Below are 20,335 nucleotides of genomic sequence, written 5' to 3'. Positions count from 1 at the left end.
TTGGTAAATATAGAGTTTTGAAAAAGCAATTTCTCAAAATTCCTTTAGTCTCTAAAAGAGTCATATCTTTAGACCTTGTATGGGAGAGTCGTGATCTAAAGCCAAGCTTTATGAGATGCCATAATTTTTCGATGAACTTACAGTGATTCCACTAGCCTTTTCAGAAGTAAGATGCCAACGTTGTAAGCATATGCCTTAAGACCTCAAGCACTCAGTTTTGATACTTCATTGAAGATACCTAAGAGAAGATACCTAAGAGCAATCTCAGTATATTTGCGCACATCGGTAAAATTGCTATTATTGATACTAAGGTCTGGTAGAACCTAATTTGTTTTTTGCTCTATTCCAAAAAGCGGTTGTATTAGGTCTAGCAAACTAGTCAAATCTGAGCAGGTAGCAATACCAGAGTTTTTATCTATAGAGAATTTTAGTCAAGAGCTTCCAAGGGAGAGGTACTCTGAATGAGTAGAGTAAAAGTACTAAATGCAGTCATTGATGACGTATCAATGGCAGAGCTCCTAGAGGCATTAACTCGAGGGGTCGTCTTTACCCCTAACGTTGACCATCTTGTCAAGTTACAGTCAGATCAAGAGTTTTTTGAGGCTTATCATTCAGCAGACTTTAAAACTTGTGATAGCAAAATCTTGTTCTACGTGTCTAGGCTGCTAGGGGTGCCACTGAAGGAAAAAATATCAGGTTCTGATCTTTTCCCCGCATTCTACTGGCATCATCGTCACAATCCTGACATCAAGATTTTTCTACTGGGCGCTCGAGAAGGCGTAGCAGCCCAAGCCCAGCGACTGATTAATGCGAAAACAGGTCGAGCCATCATTGTCGATGTTCATTCTCCTTCCTTCGGTTTTGAGCAAGACGAGGAAGAGTGTTTGAGAATCATTGACCTGATTAATCAATCAGATGCCAATGTTTTGGCAGTTGGGGTTGGTGCGCCTAAGCAAGAAAAGTTCATCTATAAGTACAAAAGCAGATTCAAAAAGATCAAAATTTTTATGGCAGTAGGTGCGACTCTTGATTTTGAGGCTGGCAATATCAAACGTTCTCCCAAGTGGGTTAGCGAAATGGGCTTGGAATGGCTCTATCGCTTACTTTCTGAACCTCGGAGGCTGTGGAAACGTTATTTGGTAGAGGGGCCTCAGTTCTTTTGGCTAGCGATTTTGCAGAGGTTTAATCTCTACACTGACCCGTTTAAGGAAATTGAGGCATCACTTAAGAGTGATGCTAAATATAATCCTTTAAGTAAAGTAATGGATATTTGAGGGCATTAGCAGAGTTATCCAGCGGAGTTGAAAGAGAGCATAGAGATATTGGGTCACTTATCAGCGATGACTCTGTTTTTTGAATCTGCTTCAAATTGGAGTTGTATTCCATTCGTCAGATTCTCTAGCACCGCCTAATCTGGGAACACTATGCTTTAGCAGAAGTATCAGCTAGCATTACGCCCTCTATATGTCCATTCAAAAGCTACCATTGGCAGCGCTTCAGCAGGTGCGGCAGTACATTAAAAGTACAATCACTCTGACAGATGTTGATCAAAAATTTCAAGATTGGGCAATGCTGGATGATTTTGATGATTTGCCCGAGCCTGCGTCTGTAGATAACTTGAGCAGCATATTTGCGTTTGGCAGTCTATCTCCAGAACAGCTTCACTGCCACGGCAGTTGGGTCGTAAGCACTGTTAATCCGGGCGCTGCACTAGTTAAGCTACCGGGTATTAGCTTAAAACCTGGGATGCGCCTGGTGGGATATGTCTATCAATTTAAAGATGATGGGTTGGGAGCAGTCTGGGCAGTTCCTAAACAGTTCAGCACAACGTTTGCGTTGGAAAACGCGATCGCCAGCAAAGAGGCTTCTCAACCGCCTCAACCAGAAGGAGCTTTGGGTCATTTTATGGAAGCGATTAGGGGCGATCGCTCTGCCGTCTCCTTTGTAGTGGCTTCTCTCTTGCGCCGAGGGCTGGAGGAGTTTGGAAAATTGGGTCAACGTTGTCATTGGGGGCATCATCAGTTAATTGATGCAGTTCCAGGGCAGGCTGAATGGCAATGGAAACATCAGCAGCCCACTGATATGGCTCCTAAAGTCAAAATTATGCCAGATGGACAAGCTGCTGTTGAGTTTTTTACCTGGCGAACGACCCATCCGATCGCCCTATTTCGTCACATTGAGCTATATCCTGCCGAAACCTATGTTTCTAGAAGCCAGAATCAGACGATCGCCACTCCTCACCGGTCTGAAGCGATCGCCCAACCTAAAGTTTGGCACTCTTAGTGTCAGGAATAGCTCCAGAATGGGTGATATTAGAGAGGTTTTGAACCACAGCCTCACTCATGAACATCGATCACGTCCATTTTTACGTTGAAGATGCCCCGTTCTGGCGAGACTGGTTTATCCAGGTTTTAGGATTTCAATCTGCTTCTAGTCAGTTTTCTAGTCAAACCGATCGCCATACTCAAACAGAAGTGGTTAGCAGTGGAGCGGTTTCCTTTTGGCTCTCTTCAGCTTTAACTGCACAAAGCCCTGTTGCTACATATCTACAGTGTCATCCGCCTGGAATAGTAGATGTGGCATTTCAAGTCAAGGATATGGCAACAGCGATCGCTCGTGCCTTAGATGCCAACGCCACTATTATTCAGTCTTTCGATCTCGCTAAAGCTTGTCAGATTGTTGGTTGGGGAAAACTGCGGCATACTTTGGTGGAAGTTTCCTCTCCTATACCCGTGATAGAAATGCCCGTGATAAGGGGGGAAACCGCCATTACAGGCATTGATCACGTTGTTCTCAATGTTGCCAAAGGAGAGCTTGAGCCAGCGATCGCCTTCTATGAACGAGTATTTGGGTTTCAGCGTCAACAATCTTTTGCTATTCGCACCGATCGCTCCGCTTTGTGCAGCCAGGTGCTTACTCATCCAGATGGAGCCATTAAGCTGCCCATTAATGAACCTGCTACCGAAGGTTCCCAGATTCAAGAGTTTTTAGACCTTAACGGTGGAGCCGGAATTCAGCATTTAGCACTCAGGACAGAGGGAATTGTTGAAGCGATCGCCCACTTTCGCAAACAAGGGCTAGCATTTTTACGAGTTCCCCTGAGCTACTATGAGCAACTTCGTCAGCGCCAAGGTTTTCAACTTACAGAGGCAGAGTGGAAGGCGATCGCCAGTCAAGAAGTCCTCGTCGATTGGCAGGCTGATCAATCGCCAGCTTTGCTATTGCAAGCCTTTACCCAACCCATTTTTTCTCAACCCACTTTCTTTTTTGAGTTGATTGAGCGACGACGGTATTGGGCAGGAGCAACGGAGAAAGTTGCCCAGGGATTTGGGGAAGCCAATTTTCAGGCATTGTTTGAAGCAATTGAACGAGAGCAAATTAAGCGGGGAAGCTTGAACTAAGCCGCTAGCGACCCCGCTTTTCGTTATCAATTCGACGGCGATCGCGCCATTCTATCGTGGTCAAATAGGCAACTCCACCCGTAACTGCTACCAATAGCCCTACTGATAGGACAGCAAGGACACTTAGAAGGGAGGATTCCAGGTTGAAATCTGACATGGCTAGTCTGACATGGCTAGAAGTTAAGATGCGCAAATTTAGAAACCGTTACGACCCCAAACCACCATAGAAATTGAGAAAGTAAAAACGGTCAATAGTGAAATCCAACCAAAAGTCAAAATGTCCATAACGTAATGCCAAAATGGTAATCAAGATTTTTTGCACACTTTCATCATAATCCAAATTGGACTTGAGATTTATCGGTTACCTGATCTATGAACCTTGCTGAATATCGCCTGAAAGCCGTCGTAAGACAACGCAACCGTCTTAGGCTTTGTCTAGCGGCGGCTGGAATGCTGCATGGTGGGGCGATCGCTCTCATCCAGCCGTGGACAAAGCATTCTACGTCCATAGACCCGATTCAGTTTATCGCTATAGACCAGTCTGATTTTTCACCGATCTCCTCCAATAAACTCGCTACGACCCGTTCTTTGACCAGCCCGATACAACCAATCCCTCAAGTCATCTCCACATTGACCGGAACAACTCGATCGCCCGCTTCTCTTGCTGTTCTACCTGATCAGCCGAAAACGCTTCCGCCCGCCTCTCTCCCTTCGGTTGCAGCAGTGAAGGATGAAGTCTGGGACATGTACCTTGCCACTCTAAAAGAGAAGATTTATCAACGATGGCAAGCTGCCCTATCTGTCAAGACCGATCGCCCTGCTCAAGTCAGGTTCATCATCGATCGCCAGGGGCACCTCATCCACTTAGAGTTAGTCCAATCTTCAAGTGATGTGAGCGCTGATCAAGCGGCTGTCAAAGCAGTGCAAACAGCTGCTCCATTTGCCCAACTCCCGCTGGCATCGGCAGAAGATCGGCTTCGTGTCACATTTACCTTTGAAGCTTCTGGCGTTCCTTAATAGTCCTTAACCCAGTACGGGCAATTATGTTGCAAACACAACACTTTGCAACGATAGTTCATGTTTCCTTCAGGTGGAATCGGCTAAGCTCGAAGTACAGGAATATTTTTGACGAGAACTACGTTTTTGGCGAGAACAATTATGACTGCTTTTATCACCTCAGACCCCAAACGCTTTAACTGGCAGATGATTGTTGTTTCTAGCTTGGCTTTTTGGCTCAGCAGTAGCATTCTTTTAGACTTTGTGATTATGCCCTCTATGTTTTTCACGGGCATGATGGTTGAGCCGAGCTTTGCCAGTGCAGGCTACTCCTTGTTCGGAGCGTTCAACCACATTGAGGTTCTTTGTGCGGCAGTCATTTTAACTGGAGCTATTACCCTACGCTTAACTCAGGCAGCTAAATTTGGTGGACGACAGGGCACGCTGTTAGCGATCGCTCTGTTGGCGATCGCCCTCATCTACACTTATGCGTTAACCCCCCAAATGAGCGCTCTCGGGCTTCCCCTCAGCCTAGACTTTGTTAAACCTCCTGCTTTGATGAACCTCATGCATGGAGAGTACTGGGCTTTGGAACTGCTCAAGTTGCTTGCTTGTGGCACGTTAATCAAGTTCTGCCTGCGTCAGAATGCTGGCTGATTATTGGTTTGAGTATCCTGTAAGAGTCCATCCTCACCAAACCGACTATGCCGGGGTAATTTGGCATGGCTCTTACGTAGTTTGGCTGGAAGAAGCGAGAGTCGAGTATCTCCGGGCATTGGGTATAGAGTACGCCGACCTAATAGCGGCTGGTTGTGAGTTGCCTGTGGTGGATTTATCAATTCGCTACCATCGGGCAATTAAGATGGGGACAGCAGGAGTTGTTGTTAAGACCTGCCTTTGCGAACTTAAGGGCGTACGCATTAACTGGGACTATCGCATTGAATCGCTTGAAGGATTGCACGTTACAGCACGGGTAACGATAGTGGCGATCGATTGGCACAAAGCGAAAATTATGCGACAGTTGCCGCCCATCATTCAAGAGGCACTGACTAGAATACCGGGGTGAGTCAATGCTCGGTTTTTGAAGGATTTGGGGATTACTAAAGGTGTTGTTTTTCGCCCGATAGGAACATCCCATGAATTCAATCATTAATATGCACGTGATTGATCCACACAACATTGGTGATTTGCTATCGGCTCCGATTCATTATTTTCCGTTTCCAGGTTACGAAAAATCATCGGCTGATTTGCGCAGTATTTCAGATCATGCGCTCAGTAGTAACCTGATTGTGGGTGGGGGCGGATTACTGTTCCCCCGGTTTCTAGAACCGATTCAACAGCTTGTGAAAATGCGATCGCGCGGCAAGTTAATTGCCTGGGGTATCGGTCAACAAGCCTATGGCGCTACAGATCAAAACAGCATTCGATCTTTTAATTATGCTGAGTATCTCGATCGCTTTGATCTAGTGGGAATTAGAGATATTAACAGTGGCTACCACTGGGTGCCTTGTGCAAGTTGTATGCATTCGTCGTTCGATAAACCGCGAGCAATTAAGCATCCGTTTGTGGTATTTTCCCATAGAAAATTTCAGATCCACATTGACCAGTTTCCGCGCATGACTCATGCTAACGACAGCTTGGATGAAGTGCTGGACTTTTTGGGTTCTGGTGAAACAATCTTGACGAGTTCTTACCACGGTGCTTACTGGGGAACGCTTTTAGGAAGAAAAGTGTTAGCTTTTCCGTTCAGCAGTAAGTTCGCTACGTTTAAGCATCAGCCAGGTTTGTATCCGGTAAAAAAGTGGTCAAGTTCTTCAAGAAAAATCCGATTTTTTAGCAAAGTAATTTATGAGTCTCAGAATCAGAATAAGTTGCTGTGTTCAACAGAGGGCTGGCAGTCTGAATTAAAACATTGCCTAACTTCTCCAGAAAGTCTTGAGGAATGTCGCGAACGGAATCAGTGGTTTTATGAACAAGTGATGAACTGTTTATAGACAGTTTATTACTTAGGGAGTTGCGTGAAAATAAAACCCCAATGGGATGCATTGATTTATCAGCCCCCCTAAATCCCCCATTCTGGGGCAGGGACTTCCGAACCTTTCAAAGTCCCCCAGAATGGGGGATTTAGGGGGCGGTTCGGGGCGTTATTTAATCGCAACTCCCTTAGATTCTCAGCTATCACGTTCAATACAAACAGAAAGGCTATATAAATAAGTACAGCTACTGTTAGCATGTTTAAACTAACGATAACGAACCAGGGGCTTAAGCCCCTGGTTCGTCAATAGGTGAACTTCCGCCAGAAGTTACTAGTATCGGCAAAAAACATAGCTTTCCGTTGTGTCGGACTGGCTCTAATAAGAGAGCTTCTAGTATCGATCGTCTTACTTTTCTGTGTGATTGTGTTTGACTTTGCCTGACTGCCAGAAAAGACAAAGGGCGACTCAAATTCCTTAAAAGGCATACTTAAGTTCTTCATTCCTTTTGATAGAGAGACAGATGATATATCATCCGTTAATCTGACGATCAATAATGAGCGTTATTAATCATGAGCAAAGTTAAAACTCTTGATATTGATACAAACGCCTTGATTCGCCCTCTACGAGAGTTGTGTGGACTCACTCAAGGGCAATTTGCCGCTCGGTTAGGCGTGACTGTTGTAACGGTTAATCGCTGGGAGAATTATCGAGCTAAACCCATGCCTTTAGCCCTCCAGCAAGTGAAAGTTTTGTTGATAGAAATGAATCAGTCTGAGAATGACACTGACCAGGCGATCGCTCATCTCCTGCTCGAACAGTACTTTCCTAAAAAACCCTAAATCTTACTCTGCTGCTTCCTGTGGTCAACACCACTTGAATAATCTCCCTTAGCTGCCACATCTTCACGAAGTAAGCTTCATCCTATGACCTCCGAGCAATTCCCCAATCCGTCAACCCTTGAATCTGTTGAGAATGAGATCGACGTAGCCCAACAAGCCCAGGTCGAAGCTGCTTTTCCGGTCGTTGGCATTGCTGCTTCGGCAGGGGGGTTAGAAGCCTTCACGCAATTACTTAGACATTTACCAATCGACACTGGCATGGGATTTGTGTTGATTCAGCACTTAGCTCCTGATCATAAGAGTTTGCTGAGCGAGATTTTGGATCGGACAACTCAAATGCCAGTTACTCAGGTAGAAGACGGGATGGCGATCGCGCCGAATCAGGTTTATGTCATTCCACCCAACACGAAAATGACGCTGGTAGACGGCGTGCTGCAATTAAGCCCACGCGAGAAGGTTCATGGAAAATATATGCCAGCAGATGTGTTCTTTTCATCGCTGGCAGTAGATCGGGGACATAAAGCGATCGCCATTGTTTTGTCAGGAACGGATGGCGATGGCGCACTGGGTCTAAAGACGGTGAAAGCGGCGGGAGGTGTAACGTTTGCTCAATGTGAAGACACAGCACAATTCGATAGTATGCCCAATACAGCCGTAGCAACGGGTAGTGTAGACTTTGCTTTGCCGCCCCAAAAAATTGCCGAGGAACTAGCAATTCTGAGTCGCAATCCCTTTCTCTCTTGCGTGCTACCTCTCATAACGGCTGAGAAATCTCCCGAAATTGAGGATGCCCTAACAACCATTTTTAGGTTACTGCGATCGGCTACAGGCGTTGACTTCAGCCACTATAAGCCAAATACGCTCGATCGCCGGATTCAGCGACGGATGTTGTTGTATAAGCTGGAACGATTGGAGGATTATGCTCAATATTTGCAAGCGCATCCAGGAGAAGTGAAGGCACTTTATGAGGAAATCCTGATTCATGTCACCAGTTTTTTCCGTGACCCTGAAGCGTTTCAACAGTTAAAAGAGCAAGTTTTTCCCACCATTACGCAAAACAAGTCGCTAGAGTTTCCGATTCGGATTTGGGTGGCGGGCTGCTCGACGGGTGAGGAAGTGTATTCGATCGCCATTTGTCTGCTGGAGTTTTTGGATAGTAAAGCAACTCGACCAACGATCCAAATTTTTGCTACAGACATTAGCGAGACGGCAATTGAAAAGGCAAGGGCAGGCATTTACCAGGAAAATCAGATGTTAGAAGTTTCATCAGAGCGCCGCCAACGATTTTTCAATACGCTGGAAGGAGGCAACTATCAAGTTGGTAAAGCAGTGCGTGAACTGTGCGTGTTTGCCCGCCAAAACTTAGGTAGCGATCCGCCTTTTTCCAACTTGGATCTCGTGAGCTGCCGGAATGTGCTGATTTATTTAGGAGAAGCCCTGCAAAAACGAATTATGCTGATCTTCCATTACGGCCTTAATTCAAAAGGCTTCCTGCTATTGGGCACAGCAGAAGGTACTGGACAATACTCAGATTTGTTTACTTCAGTAGACAGAAAATACAAGCTTTACGCTAAGAAGCCAAACGCTACTCGTCCCACATTTTCCTTTGTAACTAGCAGTTATCGAAGTATTAAGCCAAGCGATCGCTTGAAGGGCGCTCAATCTTCGACTAATGAGTTTGACTTACAAAAAGAGACTGATCAGGTGATCTTGAACTATTACGCTCCTGTGGGTGTAGTCATTAACGACAAGATGGATGTTTTGCAACTGCGGGGAGATATCGATCGCTACCTTAAGCTGGTTTCTGGAACCGCCACCCACAATTTATTCAACATGGTACGAGAGGGATTGCTAGTTGAGTTACGCGCTGCCATTTATCAGGCACAACGGCAAAATGTTCTCGTCCGAAAAAACGAGCTATGTATCGCAGAGGGTGATAGCTCTAGAATGGTCAATCTTCAAGTGATTCCGTTTCAGGCTTCAGCGACTGAGGAACGCCACTTTTTAGTTTTGTTTGAAGAAGTCCCTCTAATAGAGATCGCTCCAGTTGATTTTGAAAGCCAACAGGAAAACCTGGAGCAGGAGATCGCTCGATTGCAGCAAGCGCTTGCAGCCTCCATTCAAGAACAGGCAGCAACTCAAGAATACCTGCAAGTCGTGATTCAAGAGCAGGAACACGTCAATCAAGACCTCAAAGTCGCCAACGAGGAAATTTTATCGAGCAATGAAGAACTTCAAAGCACTAACGAAGAGCTAGAAACTGCCAAAGAAGAGATTCAAGCAACTAACGAAGAACTCAACACGACAAACGAAGAGCTTCGCAGCCGCAATTCGGAACTCTACCAGGTCAACAATGATTTAACCAATTTACTTGCCAGTATCAATATTCCGATTTTGATGTTGTCAAACGATTTACACATTCGGCGGTTCACGCCCATGGCGCAGCGCCTCTTTAATTTCATTCCCACTGATGCCGGCAGACCTCTAAGTGATATCCGAGTAAATCTCAACTCTCCTGATTTAGAACCTCTGATATTGGAAGTATTGGAGACGCTGACTGTCAAAGAGCTAGAAGTTCAAACCCCAGGCGGTCATTGCTATATGCTGCGGATTCGTCCGTACCGCACGGTCGAAAACCAGATTGATGGGGTGGTGTTGGTGCTGTTTGATATTGATGACCTCAAACGCAGTGCAGTTACTTTAGAAGCTGCCCGAAATTACGCCGAAGCAATTGTGGAAACAGTCCAAGTTCCCCTGATTGTGCTGGAGTCTAACTTCCGTGTGAACAAAGCCAATCGAGCGTTCTATGAAACATTCCAGGTTTCGCCTGCTGAAACCGCGCAAACGCTTCTTTTTGAACTCGGAAACGGACAATGGAATCTGCCGGGACTGCGATCGCTCCTCAACAATGCTTTTGCTGATGATACGGTCATTGAAGACTTTGAAATTGAGCATCAGTTTGAGAAAATTGGACAGAAAACCATGCTGCTGAATGCCTGGAAAATTGTCGAGGATGGGGATGCCCAGAGAATTTTGCTAGCGATTGAAGATATCACCGATCGCAAGCGGTTTGAAACAGAGCGATCGCAGTTACTGAGACAAGAGCAAGCCGCTCGCCAGGAAGCGGAAACCGCAAATAGTGCCAAAGATGTCTTCCTCTCCAATCTCTCTCACGAGCTGCGGAATCCGCTCAACGTGATGCTGGGATGGTTAAACTTACTCCGCACTCGCAAGTTTGATGAAGCTGCCACTATACGGGCGATCGAAACTGTTGAACGGAGTGCTAGAGCGCAATCTCAGTTAATTGACGATATGCTGGATGTGTCACGTATCGTTAGCGGAAAGCTACAGTTAAGAACTCGGCTGATTGATCTGGCTTTGGTGGTGAGGGTAGCGATCGAGTCAATTCAGCCGGCGGCAGAAGCAAAAGCGGTTCAAATCGTTTCAGATCTAACAACCGTATCTGTTCTAGGAGATCCTGATCGCTTACAGCAAGTTCTGTGGAATATCCTGTCTAATGCCATCAAGTTTACCCCCGCTGGTGGGCAAGTAGAAATTACTCTGGAAGCTGTAAATCAGCAAGCTCAGATTCGAGTCAGCGATACAGGACGAGGCATTTCAGCAGACTTGTTACCCCACATCTTTGATCGCTTTCGCCAGGGCGACTCTAGCACGACAAAAGCTAGCGCAGGTTTAGGATTGGGCCTATCGATTGTGCGTCAGCTAGTAGAGCTTCATGGCGGTACGGTTGAAGCAGAGAGTGCAGGTGAGGGTCAAGGCACCACCATGATAGTTAAGTTGCCTTTGCGATCGTCACCTTTGGCAGATACACGATCGATAGAGCCAACGGATACTGGAGAATCATCTACCGCAGCGCCATCAACATCGATTGCTGAAGCTCCTGCTCTTGCTGGCTTATGCATCCTGGTAGTGGATGATGAGGAAGACAGTCGTGCCTTGATGGAATATACGTTGGCAGAAGCTGGTGCAGAAGTGCTCATCGTCGCATCGGTAAGAGAGGCGATCGCGGCTTTTACTGAAAATCCTGGTAAATATGATGTGCTGCTAACCGATATCGGGATGCCAGAAGAAGATGGCTATTCATTAATTCGCCAAATCAGAGCGTTCAACGCCGAAGCTGGAGGACAGATTCCGGCGATCGCGATTACTGCCTACGCGAGTGAGCAAGAGCGTCAAATGGCAATTGACGCTGGGTTTCAAGCTCATGTTGCAAAACCTGTTGATTTAGATCCATTGATATTGCTAATTGCAACCCTGGTGAAAGAAAGTTAGGAAGAACTTTATGCCGGAACACGACGTTATTGTGATTGGAACCTCAGCAGGTGGACTCAAGGCACTGGGCATGATTTTAGGCGCGCTGCCTGCTGACATTGATGCAGTTCTCTTTATTGTTCAACACCTAGCAGCCGATAAACCCAGTATCCTCCCCAAGATTCTGACAGACGTTAGCTCGTTTCCAGCCTCCCACCCGGTCGATGGAGAAAGAATTCAAAAAGGGCGAATTTATGTTGCCCCTCCCGATTATCACCTGTTAGTCAATCAAGGCTCGATCCGGGTGGTGCGTGGACCTCAAGAGAATCGCTTCAGACCCGCGATCGATGCTTTATTTCGCTCAGCCGCACGCGCCTATGGTTCAAGAGTAGTAGGAGTTGTCCTCACAGGGCACTTAGACGATGGCACCGTAGGGTTACAGGCAGTCAAAAAACGAGGCGGTGTGGCGATCGTGCAAGACCCGCAAGAAGCAGAATACCCCAGCATGGCAAAGAGTGCCTTGCGGTACGTTAAGGTTGATTACTGCGTTCCAATGGTAGAAATTTCAGACCTTTTAGTGCGTCTATCGCATGAACCTACTAACAATGAGGAAGCTTATCCCATAACCGCAGAGATAGAAGTCGAATCTAAGATTGTCGAACAGCAGTTCAATGCCAAAGAATTTTTAGAGAACGTTGAATTAATTGGCACCCGCACCACTTATACTTGCCCAGAATGCAACGGCAGCATTTGGCAAATCGGCAAAGAAGAACCCGTGCGGCTTCGGTGTCATACAGGGCACTCTTTTACCGCAGATGTTTTTTTAGCAGAGCAGACTCAAAATCTCGAAAATGCTTTGTGGTCAGCGACTCGCATTATGGACGAAAAGGTAACGTTCCTGCGTCAGATGTCTGAGCGAATGAAAGCCATTGACCTCCAAAGTGCAGCAACAGAATACACAGACCATGCAGATAGCTTGAATGAAGAAGTGTCAATAGTTCGGGGCATTATTCTCAACGGTTTTTCCACAAAACGTACCCTTCCTAAAGCAGATGCAGAATCGTCAGAGCGACAATAAAATTGATGGAATCATCTGCTCATTCTTTGGCATTAACCAATGAGCAAGCAACATCACTATCAATCTTTTTAACGGCTTGTTGAATGTCGGCGAGATTAATATAACGGTTGGCAACATCAATCAGAGTACCACTGGTCATCGATCGCAACCCAACCACTTCAACCCGAACACCTTGTTTAGCAACAGCATCCACCACATAAGCGAAATCTCCATCGCCACTCACTAGAACGGCTGTGTCGCAATACCGAGCTAGCATCATCATATCCACTGCAATTTCTACATCAAGATTGGCTTTTTTAACACCGTTTGGAGCTTGTGTCAGAGCTTTAGCAATTACTCGAAACCCATGACCACTCATCCACTTAAGAAATTCACACTGCTTCTTATTCTCAGGATCATTTCCTGTATAGAAAAGTACGTGAACGAGATAAGCTTTATCTACTAAATAACTTAGCAGCTTGACATAATCAATCTCAATTTCGAGATCTGAAGCGGCATAAAATAGGTTTGAACCATCGATAAAAACGATGACTCGACCGCGATCGCCTGGATCAGAAATATTTTTTTTAGTAATGTTATCTAAATTGGTCGTGCCATCTTGAACCGGAGTGCTTGTAGAATTTGATCTGTGATGAGAGGGTTCCTGAATGGCTCCATCTAAAATCTTTTTTTTGTAGACTGTGTGTATCAATTGTTAGTCTCCTGGTAGCGGAAGTTGTACCGATCGCGTTTTGCAATTTGATCGCGTTTCTTAAATAAATTTATTCTGATAGCGGCAACTACAACGCCAGTAGATTTCTTCCAAACGCATAGGACGGAGTAGTGCGTCTGAGCAGCAAGGGCAATTAGGCTCACTAAGCAAAGATTGACTGAAGGGTGGAGACATTCCCTGTCGCTCGAAATCTCTTAATAAACCTGACAAATCCTTTGAAGAAGTTTCCATTTTTAAGTTTGAATTAATTTTAGAAAGGTGAACCTGAATCAATTAAGACGCAGGTTCACCAATGAATAGTAGGAGCATTGTTGATGTTGGCGCGACCCCTCGCAGGTAACTCGCAGCGACCCCTCGCGGGTATCTCGAAGAGATCGCTTACGCAGGCATCAGCACACTGTCAATAATGTGGATGACTCCGTTATCAGCCACAACATCTGGCGTTGTGACTGTAGAATCATTCACCTTGACACCGCTTGAGGCATCAATTTTTACGTCTGAACCTTCGACCGTTGTTGCTGATTTCAGCTTCACAACGTCAGCCGCCATCACTTTACCTGACACAACGTGATAGGTAAGGATCTTTTTGAGCTTAGGAATATCTTTTAGCAATGCGTCTACTGTCCCTGCTGGCAACTTGGCGAACGCCTCATCACTGGGTGCAAACACGGTGAATGGGCCCGCACCCTTAAGCGTATCAACTAAACCAGCCGCCTTAACAGCAGCAACGAGGGTATTAAATGACCCAGCCATTACCGCAGTATCTACAATGTCAGCCATAGTTTCCTCTTGGTTTTGTCATAATTCGTAGACAAGACATAGTTTTGCATCCTGCTGTTAGAAATCACGTTTCAGCAAGCGTTTGATTTACGTATAAGTTGTGCAAATTGCACTAAAACAGTCTGAAGACACAGAGCGGGTTCAGGTTCTTTACCTAAAAAGACGCAAAACATCGTTAAGTTCTTCTCTTAAAACAGAAGCATCAACTTACGAGCCTTACTTTATGATTGCCATTTCAATGAAAGCACCCAGTTTTTGCCATACGCAGCGAGTCAGTTTTGTGGGCGGAGCCGGAATCGTACGAAACTTTAAATCTGAATCTGGGACTTGGACTTATCTCATTGAAATGGAGTTAGGAGTAGAACCTGAGTTCGGGAGAGTGGGTGCAGAAACGATGGTTGTTTTGAATGAGGCAGATTTGAGTGCAACCTGATTCTAAGATCAAGCCACTGATAGGACTTCTTTTTGCTATCGCGATCGTAGCTATTTGGATCGGTAGCCTAGGATTTCTCTCAACACTGAACGTTGAGCAATTGTCACCCCTAGGGGTTTTGCTGGCTGTTTTAGGGCGAACTTTTATCCAGTCTGGATTGTTCATTGTGGCTCATGACGCGATTCACGGGGTCGTTCTTCCCAGCAATCTCCGATTAAGTCATTGGATTGGACAATTCACCCTTACACTCTATGCCCTCCTGCCCTATCAGAAGGTTCGTCATCTTTGCTGACTCTGTAATAGTAGGGTTGCTCTAAGCTCTTGTCGTACAGTATCTGTCAACTCACAATTGCTATTGAGGCAATCACTCAACAACTGGTTCGCATCGTAGTAGCGTTGTAGTAACTGTTGTTGTTCTAAGCTGAAGTGCCAATCATGCGAAATGTTATGATGCTGGGCGATCGCTGCTCTCAGCCGCTCCGTCCAATCAAAAGCATTTATTTGCCACCATGACTGAACTTTGTCTGGGTGCTTTGTCAAGTTGGGGAGTTGGTCTTTGAGGCATTGCAGCGCTTGATGGAACTCAAGATCAAGCACCATAATTAGAGCATTGTTGAGGGCATCGACACAGGCTCGGAGCAAGACAAAATCAGTAGTAGCAGCAAGACACTTCTGTACTAAGTCATCCAGCACCATATTTAGAAGAATCCCTTGATCCAGGGGAGAGGCGAGTGCCAAGTGCGGGACGAGATGAGGTTTATGGGCGAGAGCAAGGTGAAAGGCACGAACAGCCGCAGGCGATGGTGTAGCCAAAGACTGCTGGCTTGCCCAGGCTAAAAATTCTTGTAGATAAGGATCTTCAGCCACGATCGCATCAATTTGTTGTTTTATCAACCGCACCAAAGCATCTGCATTAGGCAACATGGTGATCACCAACAAAAAGATTTCCCGCCAGCGAGGGTCAGTAATATGAGTCGCTAAGTGTTCTAGAGGCTGTTCCGATGCTTGTTCTAATGTTTGTTCCGATGCCTGTAAATTACAACTGGCAACAATCTTTCGAGCCGTAAAATACTCTTGAAAAGTTAAGTGTGAAAAAGAGAAAATTCCTTGTACACGTTCGGCTAGCAACCCATGTTGTAATTCGATCGCCTTAAGTATCGCCTCACTCTCTAATTGTAATTCTTCAGGCTCCGTCGAGGCATTCGGTAAATCACGAAGATAGTCACAAATATATTGTTCAACGGTATGTTGTTCAAAGAAATAATCACCTTGTTCAAACGTTGCTGTGGCAACCTGACCGAGTAGCTTCAGCTTTTGCGGCAACAAAAAACTTTGGTATATTTCGTCCCGCTCAACCCCCCTAGTTTCGTCCCATCTACTAAGCAGAAGGTCTAAACACTGCTTATAAAACTCCGATCGTTTGGTCGGAAATTTTTGTTGATGAAGAAAGACCCGGCAAGCAAGATGTAGAAATAAAGGAGTAATGGCAAGTTCACGGAGTGGCTTATTTTCAAGCAAGTCTAGGTTTTCAATGAACTGATTTGCCAGTTTGTGTCCACTGTAACTGTTTGTCTTCGTCAATGTTGTAAACCACTTTTGGGCAAAGCCATTAATTTTGTCTGGGGTAAATGGAGCAATTTCAACATCTGTAAAGCGAGTCAGGCTAAGGGCTTTAGCCGCTGTGCGGCAAGTCACGACAAACAAATTCTGTTGATATTTTTCAGAAAGTCTGCGAATTTCTTTCACAACAGTCTTACGCTCTTGATAAAGCACTTCATCTAACCCATCTAGTAGCAGCAGCACTCTGCCCTCTCGCAGCAGAGTTTCCAGCACAAAGGTTTGTGAAATTCCAGAGGTAAGAAACTCTTCACCGATATAACTCAGTAAACTAAACTTGCCTGTTGTTCTAGACTCATCGGCAAAATCCCTCAAAGTAACAAAAATAGGCACCCGATTAGCAGCAAAGTGACCTCGATTGCACTGAATGGCGAGATGATTCAAAAAGGTAGTTTTACCCGATCCTGGGTTACCCAATATCCGGAGCTTTGAGTAAATTTTGACCGCTCCCATACCTTCAATTTGAGATTGAGATACCTCTCCTAAACTAAAACGCCCCAGTTCGTCAGGCGCGAAACGTTGTAGATCAGATAACTCTAACCACTGCTGGCTAGGAATCTCCTCTAGAACATTGACATCAATATACAGGTCATCAATTCTAACGAGTTGGCTAATGTCCAACAGATGCAAGGTGCCACATCGGTCTTGAATTCTACCATACCGCTTCAACCTGACCTGTTGTACTAGAGTATCGATGTCTGCAACAGGAGTTCCAGCAGGTTCTACAGGCTCAGGAAGTTCGACTGGAGGATTGACTGCAATCTCTCGCCAATCTAGTCCTAATAGTAAGCAAACCTCCAGGAAACAGTGGCGTTCAACTGGTTGACCCGTGAAAAAACGCCAGATTGGCTGGCGTGTCTTCAAGCCCACCTCCTCTGCTAGATTTTCCTGCGTCCACCCTTTACAATCAAAAGCTTGCTTAGCCTGTTGTATTCCAGAAAGCGATGCTTGGAGCGATCTCTTGACCATGAGACGACACTCCTAGTCTCAGCTTCAAGAACTTATACATTACTAAACCGCCTCAGTCTACATTTTTCTTTCACTTCAACCATCTACTAATTGACTGAAATTTTCAGGTCTAGGGCTAAACCTTTTGGCTCAAAGTGACTATTTTCTTCTGTACAGGGTTTGCGGGTGTGTAGTAATTTAGACCAAAAATTCTTGCTCTGTCATTATTCTAGATAAAATGCTAAATATTCAACCGTTGATAAATCCGATCTAAATTTTTTAGGTGATGCTGTGGATCAAAGCAGGACTCTATTTCTGCTTCAGAGAGTTGAGCTTTTACTCTGGGGTCGCTGGCAATTAAATTATGAAAATCACCGTCGGGCTGATTCCATGCGGTGTGAGCGCAGGATTGCACTAAGGCATAGGCATCTTCTCGCAGCATTCCTTTTTCGATGAGCGTTAACATTACCCGCTGGCTGAACACTACGCCGCCGTAAAGGTTCATGTTGCGCTTCATGTTTTCTGGGTAGACCAGAAGGTTTTTAACCAGGTCGGTTGTTTCTACAAGCATGAAGTGTAGCAAGGTGCAGGAGTCAGGAAGAATCATGCGCTCGACAGAACTGTGGGAGATGTCGCGCTCGTGCCAGAGGGCGACGTTTTCGAGGGCGGCGATCGCATTACCTCGAATGATGCGTGCCATCCCAGTCAGGCGCTCGGAGCGAATGGGGTTGCGCTTGTGGGGCATGGCGGAGGAGCCTTTTTGCCCTTTAGAAAAGAACTCTTCGACTTCTAGAACGTCGGTGCGTTGCAGGTTGCGAATTTCTACGGCAAAGCGTTCGATGGAGGCGGCAACCAGAGCTAGGACTTGAACAAATTCGGCATGACGATCGCGCGAGATAATTTGAGTCGAAGCGGTGTCGGGTTCTAAGCCCAAGTTCTGACAGGCGATCGCTTCAATTTGTGGATCAACGTTGGCGTAAGTGCCCACTGCTCCCGAAATTTTGCCGACTGCAATTCGCTTTTGTAACTCGCAAAGACGATCGCGGTGGCGCAAGAGTTCGGCTAACCAACCTGCTAGCTTAAACCCGAAGGTAATGGGTTCAGCGTGGATACCGTGCGATCGCCCAATCATGATTGTGTTGCGATGCTCTTGGGCTTTCTGCCGTACCGCTTGGATTAAAGTTTCAAGCTGCGACATAATTAGTTCAAGACTGCCGACCAGTTGCAGCGCCAAGGCGGTATCTAATACGTCAGAACTGGTCATACCAACGTGGATATATCGCCCAACATCACCAACATATTCATTGACGTTGGTAAGAAACGCGATTACATCGTGCTTGACTTCTTTTTCAATTTCTAAAACCCGCTGCGGGTCAAAGTTTGCCTTTGCCTTGATTTCTGCAACTGCCTCGGCAGGAATATAGCCCAGTTCTGCTTGCGCTTCACAAGCAGCGATTTCGACCTGGAGCCAGGTTTTGAGCTTATGGGTTTCTGTCCACAGTTCGCCCATTTCGGGCAGGGTATAACGTTCTATCAAGGCTGATACTTCCAAAAGACAAGTGACTATTGTACAACTGTTGGTGATTGGTGGCTAAATGCCTTTAATATGACCGCAGTGATTGAAAGAGCCAATGGATAAATCTAGAGCGCCCAGAAATCGCACATTAACCTTATCAACCGAAGAGCTTGAGCATTATCAACAGTGGTTACTGAAGTTGAATGGTGCGGTTGAAGCTGAGGCGGTTTTGAATCAAACCATTAATCAGGATTTGCTGGAAGTATTGGATAAACTGCCGATCGCATTTGTAGATTTGCTGTTTATTGATCCGCCTTATAACTTGACGAAGACCTTTGGCGAAACCGAGTTTAAGGAGCGATCGCTCTTGGCTTATCAAAAATGGCTAGAATCCTGGTTGCCCGAACTTCTCAGAACTCTTAAGCCCACGGCATCTGTTTATATTTGCGGCGATTGGCATTCTTCAGCCGCTATTCATTTAGTTACCGAGAAGTATCTAAAGGTACGTAATTGCATTACCTGGGAACGAGAAAAAGGCAGAGGCGCTAACGCTAATTGGAAGAATTGTTCTGAACAAATTTGGTTCTGTACGGTTTCTGATCAATACACTTTTAACCTGGATGCTGTCAAGCTAAAGCGGCGGGTTATGGCTCCTTATACTGATGCTCAGGGAAAACCTAAAGACTGGCAGAAAACGCAGCAAGGAAACTATCGGCTGACGCATCCTTCTAATTTGTGGACAGATTTAACGATTCCCTTTTGGTCGATGCCTGAGAACACGGATCATCCAACCCAGAAGCCAGAAAAGCTGTTAGCAAAAATTATCTTGGCGAGTTCTAACGTAGGTGACGTCGTGCTTGATCCGTTTATGGGTTCTGGAACTACTTCGGTGGTGGCGAAGAAGACGGGCAGGCACTATGTAGGAATTGAGAGGGATTTGGCTTATTGCTGTTTGGCAGAAAAACGATTGGCGATCGCGGCTGACAACCCCGCGATTCAAGGCTATGCAGAGGGAGTGTTCTGGGAGCGCAACTCACTTAAGCCGTAGGTCGCTTCAGTTCTGAATTAAAATTTGCTTGAATCTGTTCGACCTGCCTGCTAGCTTTTAACAACTGCTTTCAAAACCTGTAAAAGCTGGATTGCTCGATCTGAATCTGTTAAGTTCAATTCTGGTAGCAAAGAATAGGTGGGAGGATGACCTGCTTGAAGATAGACAACCGATAACTGTCTCCGTTGGTGGTCAGACCCAAAACGGATGGCTGACTCTCTAAGCTCGTGTAACTATAGGTTAAGACCTGGGGCAACCCGATCCGAGGCGCAGCAAAACCCTCCTTAGTTTCAATGACTAGCAGCCAAAATTCCATGCCATTTTCTAGATTTTTAGTCGCAACTAAGTCAAAACGTCCAGTAATTTTAGTCTTCTCTCCTTCCAGGTTAATCGGTGCGATGTTTTCTTCAACCTTGAGTGTAATTAAAGGTGAGTAGAAGCCGCTGAGTTGCAGCAGTGGCGCGATCGCCAAGAATCGAACGACCCCTTTTAAGGCTCTGCCTGCACTGAGATAACGCTTAAAATTCATCCTAATTAGCTCAAGATTATGGCGATCGGTTTCAGTAATTGGCTCTAGAGTTAGCAAGGATTCAAACGATAGACCTTCCCGTTCCTCAAGCAACAACAGCTTATGAACTTCATCCAAAGTCAAATCACTGGCACTGAGTGAAATCATCGACTCATTAACTCCATCAAATACTATCGATTTTAGCGCTATC

19 protein-coding genes are annotated in these 20,335 nt (G+C 45.7%); 12 read left to right on the top strand and 7 right to left on the bottom strand.

Annotated elements, in window-relative coordinates; translation table 11 throughout:
- Window positions 1-461 precede the first annotated feature (461 nt).
- The 3 genes from KME11_14490 to hppD all read left to right on the top strand — a co-directional run bounded on the left by KME11_14490 (window position 462) and on the right by hppD (window position 3,401).
- Window positions 462-1,274, top strand: coding sequence for a WecB/TagA/CpsF family glycosyltransferase (locus KME11_14490; protein MBW4516415.1), 813 nt, complete (start codon window positions 462-464; stop codon window positions 1,272-1,274).
- A gap of 190 nt (window positions 1,275-1,464) precedes the next feature.
- Complete coding sequence (locus tag KME11_14485; protein MBW4516414.1) at window positions 1,465-2,283, top strand: hypothetical protein; 819 nt, start codon at window positions 1,465-1,467, stop codon at window positions 2,281-2,283.
- Window positions 2,284-2,342: 59 nt separating this feature from the next.
- Window positions 2,343-3,401, top strand: a complete 1,059-nt coding sequence (gene hppD / locus KME11_14480; GenBank protein MBW4516413.1) for a 4-hydroxyphenylpyruvate dioxygenase — start codon at window positions 2,343-2,345, stop codon at window positions 3,399-3,401.
- A 4-nt stretch (window positions 3,402-3,405) separates the two neighbouring features.
- Here the strand turns inward: hppD and KME11_14475 are convergent, their stop codons facing one another.
- Complete coding sequence (locus KME11_14475) at window positions 3,406-3,558, bottom strand: hypothetical protein (GenBank protein MBW4516412.1); 153 nt, start codon at window positions 3,556-3,558, stop codon at window positions 3,406-3,408.
- 38 nt (window positions 3,559-3,596) lie between these two features.
- Complete coding sequence (petN, locus tag KME11_14470) at window positions 3,597-3,686, bottom strand: cytochrome b6-f complex subunit PetN (protein MBW4516411.1); 90 nt, start codon at window positions 3,684-3,686, stop codon at window positions 3,597-3,599.
- 87 nt (window positions 3,687-3,773) lie between these two features.
- Between petN and KME11_14465 the strand changes: the two genes are divergently transcribed.
- The 7 genes from KME11_14465 to KME11_14435 all read left to right on the top strand — a co-directional run bounded on the left by KME11_14465 (window position 3,774) and on the right by KME11_14435 (window position 12,562).
- Entirely contained in the window at window positions 3,774-4,418 is a 645-nt protein-coding gene (locus KME11_14465) for a TonB C-terminal domain-containing protein (GenBank protein MBW4516410.1), read from the top strand.
- A gap of 141 nt (window positions 4,419-4,559) precedes the next feature.
- Entirely contained in the window at window positions 4,560-5,054 is a 495-nt protein-coding gene (locus tag KME11_14460; protein ID MBW4516409.1) for a DUF4149 domain-containing protein, read from the top strand.
- The gene (locus KME11_14455) at window positions 5,044-5,463 is read left to right on the top strand and encodes an acyl-CoA thioesterase (GenBank protein ID MBW4516408.1); all 420 of its coding nucleotides are present in this window, start codon (window positions 5,044-5,046) and stop codon (window positions 5,461-5,463) included. Before KME11_14460 ends, KME11_14455 begins: the two co-directional genes overlap by 11 nt.
- Before the next feature lie 70 nt (window positions 5,464-5,533).
- On the top strand, window positions 5,534-6,391 hold the full coding sequence (locus tag KME11_14450; protein MBW4516407.1) for a polysaccharide pyruvyl transferase family protein: 858 nt from the start codon (window positions 5,534-5,536) through the stop codon (window positions 6,389-6,391).
- A gap of 551 nt (window positions 6,392-6,942) precedes the next feature.
- Window positions 6,943-7,212: a helix-turn-helix domain-containing protein gene (locus KME11_14445; GenBank protein ID MBW4516406.1), complete on the top strand. Its 270-nt coding sequence runs from the start codon at window positions 6,943-6,945 to the stop codon at window positions 7,210-7,212.
- An 84-nt stretch (window positions 7,213-7,296) separates the two neighbouring features.
- On the top strand, window positions 7,297-11,505 hold the full coding sequence (locus KME11_14440) for a PAS domain-containing protein (protein ID MBW4516405.1): 4,209 nt from the start codon (window positions 7,297-7,299) through the stop codon (window positions 11,503-11,505).
- A 10-nt stretch (window positions 11,506-11,515) separates the two neighbouring features.
- On the top strand, window positions 11,516-12,562 hold the full coding sequence (locus KME11_14435; protein ID MBW4516404.1) for a chemotaxis protein CheB: 1,047 nt from the start codon (window positions 11,516-11,518) through the stop codon (window positions 12,560-12,562).
- A 19-nt stretch (window positions 12,563-12,581) separates the two neighbouring features.
- Here the strand turns inward: KME11_14435 and KME11_14430 are convergent, their stop codons facing one another.
- Together KME11_14430 and KME11_14425 are read right to left on the bottom strand one after the other, a co-directional pair.
- Window positions 12,582-13,136, bottom strand: a complete 555-nt coding sequence (locus KME11_14430) for an NYN domain-containing protein (GenBank protein ID MBW4516403.1) — start codon at window positions 13,134-13,136, stop codon at window positions 12,582-12,584.
- A gap of 516 nt (window positions 13,137-13,652) precedes the next feature.
- A complete protein-coding gene (locus KME11_14425; GenBank protein ID MBW4516402.1) occupies window positions 13,653-14,054 on the bottom strand; it encodes a fasciclin domain-containing protein in 402 nt (133 codons plus the stop codon).
- A gap of 223 nt (window positions 14,055-14,277) precedes the next feature.
- Here KME11_14425 and KME11_14420 point away from each other — a divergent pair, with 223 nt between their 5' ends.
- On the top strand, window positions 14,278-14,487 hold the full coding sequence (locus KME11_14420) for a hypothetical protein (GenBank protein ID MBW4516401.1): 210 nt from the start codon (window positions 14,278-14,280) through the stop codon (window positions 14,485-14,487).
- 279 nt (window positions 14,488-14,766) lie between these two features.
- Here KME11_14420 and KME11_14415 read toward each other — a convergent pair whose 3' ends face one another.
- Together KME11_14415 and KME11_14410 are read right to left on the bottom strand one after the other, a co-directional pair.
- Complete coding sequence (locus tag KME11_14415; GenBank protein ID MBW4516400.1) at window positions 14,767-17,073, bottom strand: NACHT domain-containing NTPase; 2,307 nt, start codon at window positions 17,071-17,073, stop codon at window positions 14,767-14,769.
- Window positions 17,074-17,293: 220 nt separating this feature from the next.
- Window positions 17,294-18,589, bottom strand: coding sequence for an adenylosuccinate lyase (locus tag KME11_14410; GenBank protein MBW4516399.1), 1,296 nt, complete (start codon window positions 18,587-18,589; stop codon window positions 17,294-17,296).
- Window positions 18,590-18,683: 94 nt separating this feature from the next.
- Here KME11_14410 and KME11_14405 point away from each other — a divergent pair, with 94 nt between their 5' ends.
- Window positions 18,684-19,616: a site-specific DNA-methyltransferase gene (locus KME11_14405; protein MBW4516398.1), complete on the top strand. Its 933-nt coding sequence runs from the start codon at window positions 18,684-18,686 to the stop codon at window positions 19,614-19,616.
- Window positions 19,617-19,731: 115 nt separating this feature from the next.
- Here KME11_14405 and KME11_14400 read toward each other — a convergent pair whose 3' ends face one another.
- A complete protein-coding gene (locus tag KME11_14400) occupies window positions 19,732-20,292 on the bottom strand; it encodes a restriction endonuclease subunit R (GenBank protein MBW4516397.1) in 561 nt (186 codons plus the stop codon).
- Between the last annotated feature and the right edge of the window lie 43 nt (window positions 20,293-20,335).

This window comes from Timaviella obliquedivisa GSE-PSE-MK23-08B (assembly GCA_019358855.1).
GTDB classification, from domain to species: domain Bacteria; phylum Cyanobacteriota; class Cyanobacteriia; order Elainellales; family Elainellaceae; genus Timaviella; species Timaviella obliquedivisa.
The sequence above is the reverse complement of the archived record's forward strand: the minus strand, read 5'-3'. Positions and strand labels throughout refer to the sequence as shown.

What these genes read in the sequence shown, in the direction of transcription:
- KME11_14490 (MBW4516415.1), top strand. Translation starts at nt 462, where the DNA reads ATGAGTAGAGTAAAAGTACTAAATGCAGTCATTGATGACGTATCAATG.
- KME11_14485 (MBW4516414.1), top strand. Translation starts at nt 1,465, where the DNA reads ATGTCCATTCAAAAGCTACCATTGGCAGCGCTTCAGCAGGTGCGGCAG.
- hppD (MBW4516413.1), top strand. Translation starts at nt 2,343, where the DNA reads ATGAACATCGATCACGTCCATTTTTACGTTGAAGATGCCCCGTTCTGG.
- KME11_14475 (MBW4516412.1), bottom strand. Translation starts at nt 3,558, where the DNA reads ATGTCAGATTTCAACCTGGAATCCTCCCTTCTAAGTGTCCTTGCTGTC.
- petN (MBW4516411.1), bottom strand. Translation starts at nt 3,686, where the DNA reads ATGGACATTTTGACTTTTGGTTGGATTTCACTATTGACCGTTTTTACT.
- KME11_14465 (MBW4516410.1), top strand. Translation starts at nt 3,774, where the DNA reads ATGAACCTTGCTGAATATCGCCTGAAAGCCGTCGTAAGACAACGCAAC.
- KME11_14460 (MBW4516409.1), top strand. Translation starts at nt 4,560, where the DNA reads ATGACTGCTTTTATCACCTCAGACCCCAAACGCTTTAACTGGCAGATG.
- KME11_14455 (MBW4516408.1), top strand. Translation starts at nt 5,044, where the DNA reads ATGCTGGCTGATTATTGGTTTGAGTATCCTGTAAGAGTCCATCCTCAC.
- KME11_14450 (MBW4516407.1), top strand. Translation starts at nt 5,534, where the DNA reads ATGAATTCAATCATTAATATGCACGTGATTGATCCACACAACATTGGT.
- KME11_14445 (MBW4516406.1), top strand. Translation starts at nt 6,943, where the DNA reads ATGAGCAAAGTTAAAACTCTTGATATTGATACAAACGCCTTGATTCGC.
- KME11_14440 (MBW4516405.1), top strand. Translation starts at nt 7,297, where the DNA reads ATGACCTCCGAGCAATTCCCCAATCCGTCAACCCTTGAATCTGTTGAG.
- KME11_14435 (MBW4516404.1), top strand. Translation starts at nt 11,516, where the DNA reads ATGCCGGAACACGACGTTATTGTGATTGGAACCTCAGCAGGTGGACTC.
- KME11_14425 (MBW4516402.1), bottom strand. Translation starts at nt 14,054, where the DNA reads ATGGCTGACATTGTAGATACTGCGGTAATGGCTGGGTCATTTAATACC.
- KME11_14420 (MBW4516401.1), top strand. Translation starts at nt 14,278, where the DNA reads ATGATTGCCATTTCAATGAAAGCACCCAGTTTTTGCCATACGCAGCGA.
- KME11_14415 (MBW4516400.1), bottom strand. Translation starts at nt 17,073, where the DNA reads ATGGTCAAGAGATCGCTCCAAGCATCGCTTTCTGGAATACAACAGGCT.
- KME11_14405 (MBW4516398.1), top strand. Translation starts at nt 18,684, where the DNA reads ATGGATAAATCTAGAGCGCCCAGAAATCGCACATTAACCTTATCAACC.
- KME11_14400 (MBW4516397.1), bottom strand. Translation starts at nt 20,292, where the DNA reads ATGATTTCACTCAGTGCCAGTGATTTGACTTTGGATGAAGTTCATAAG.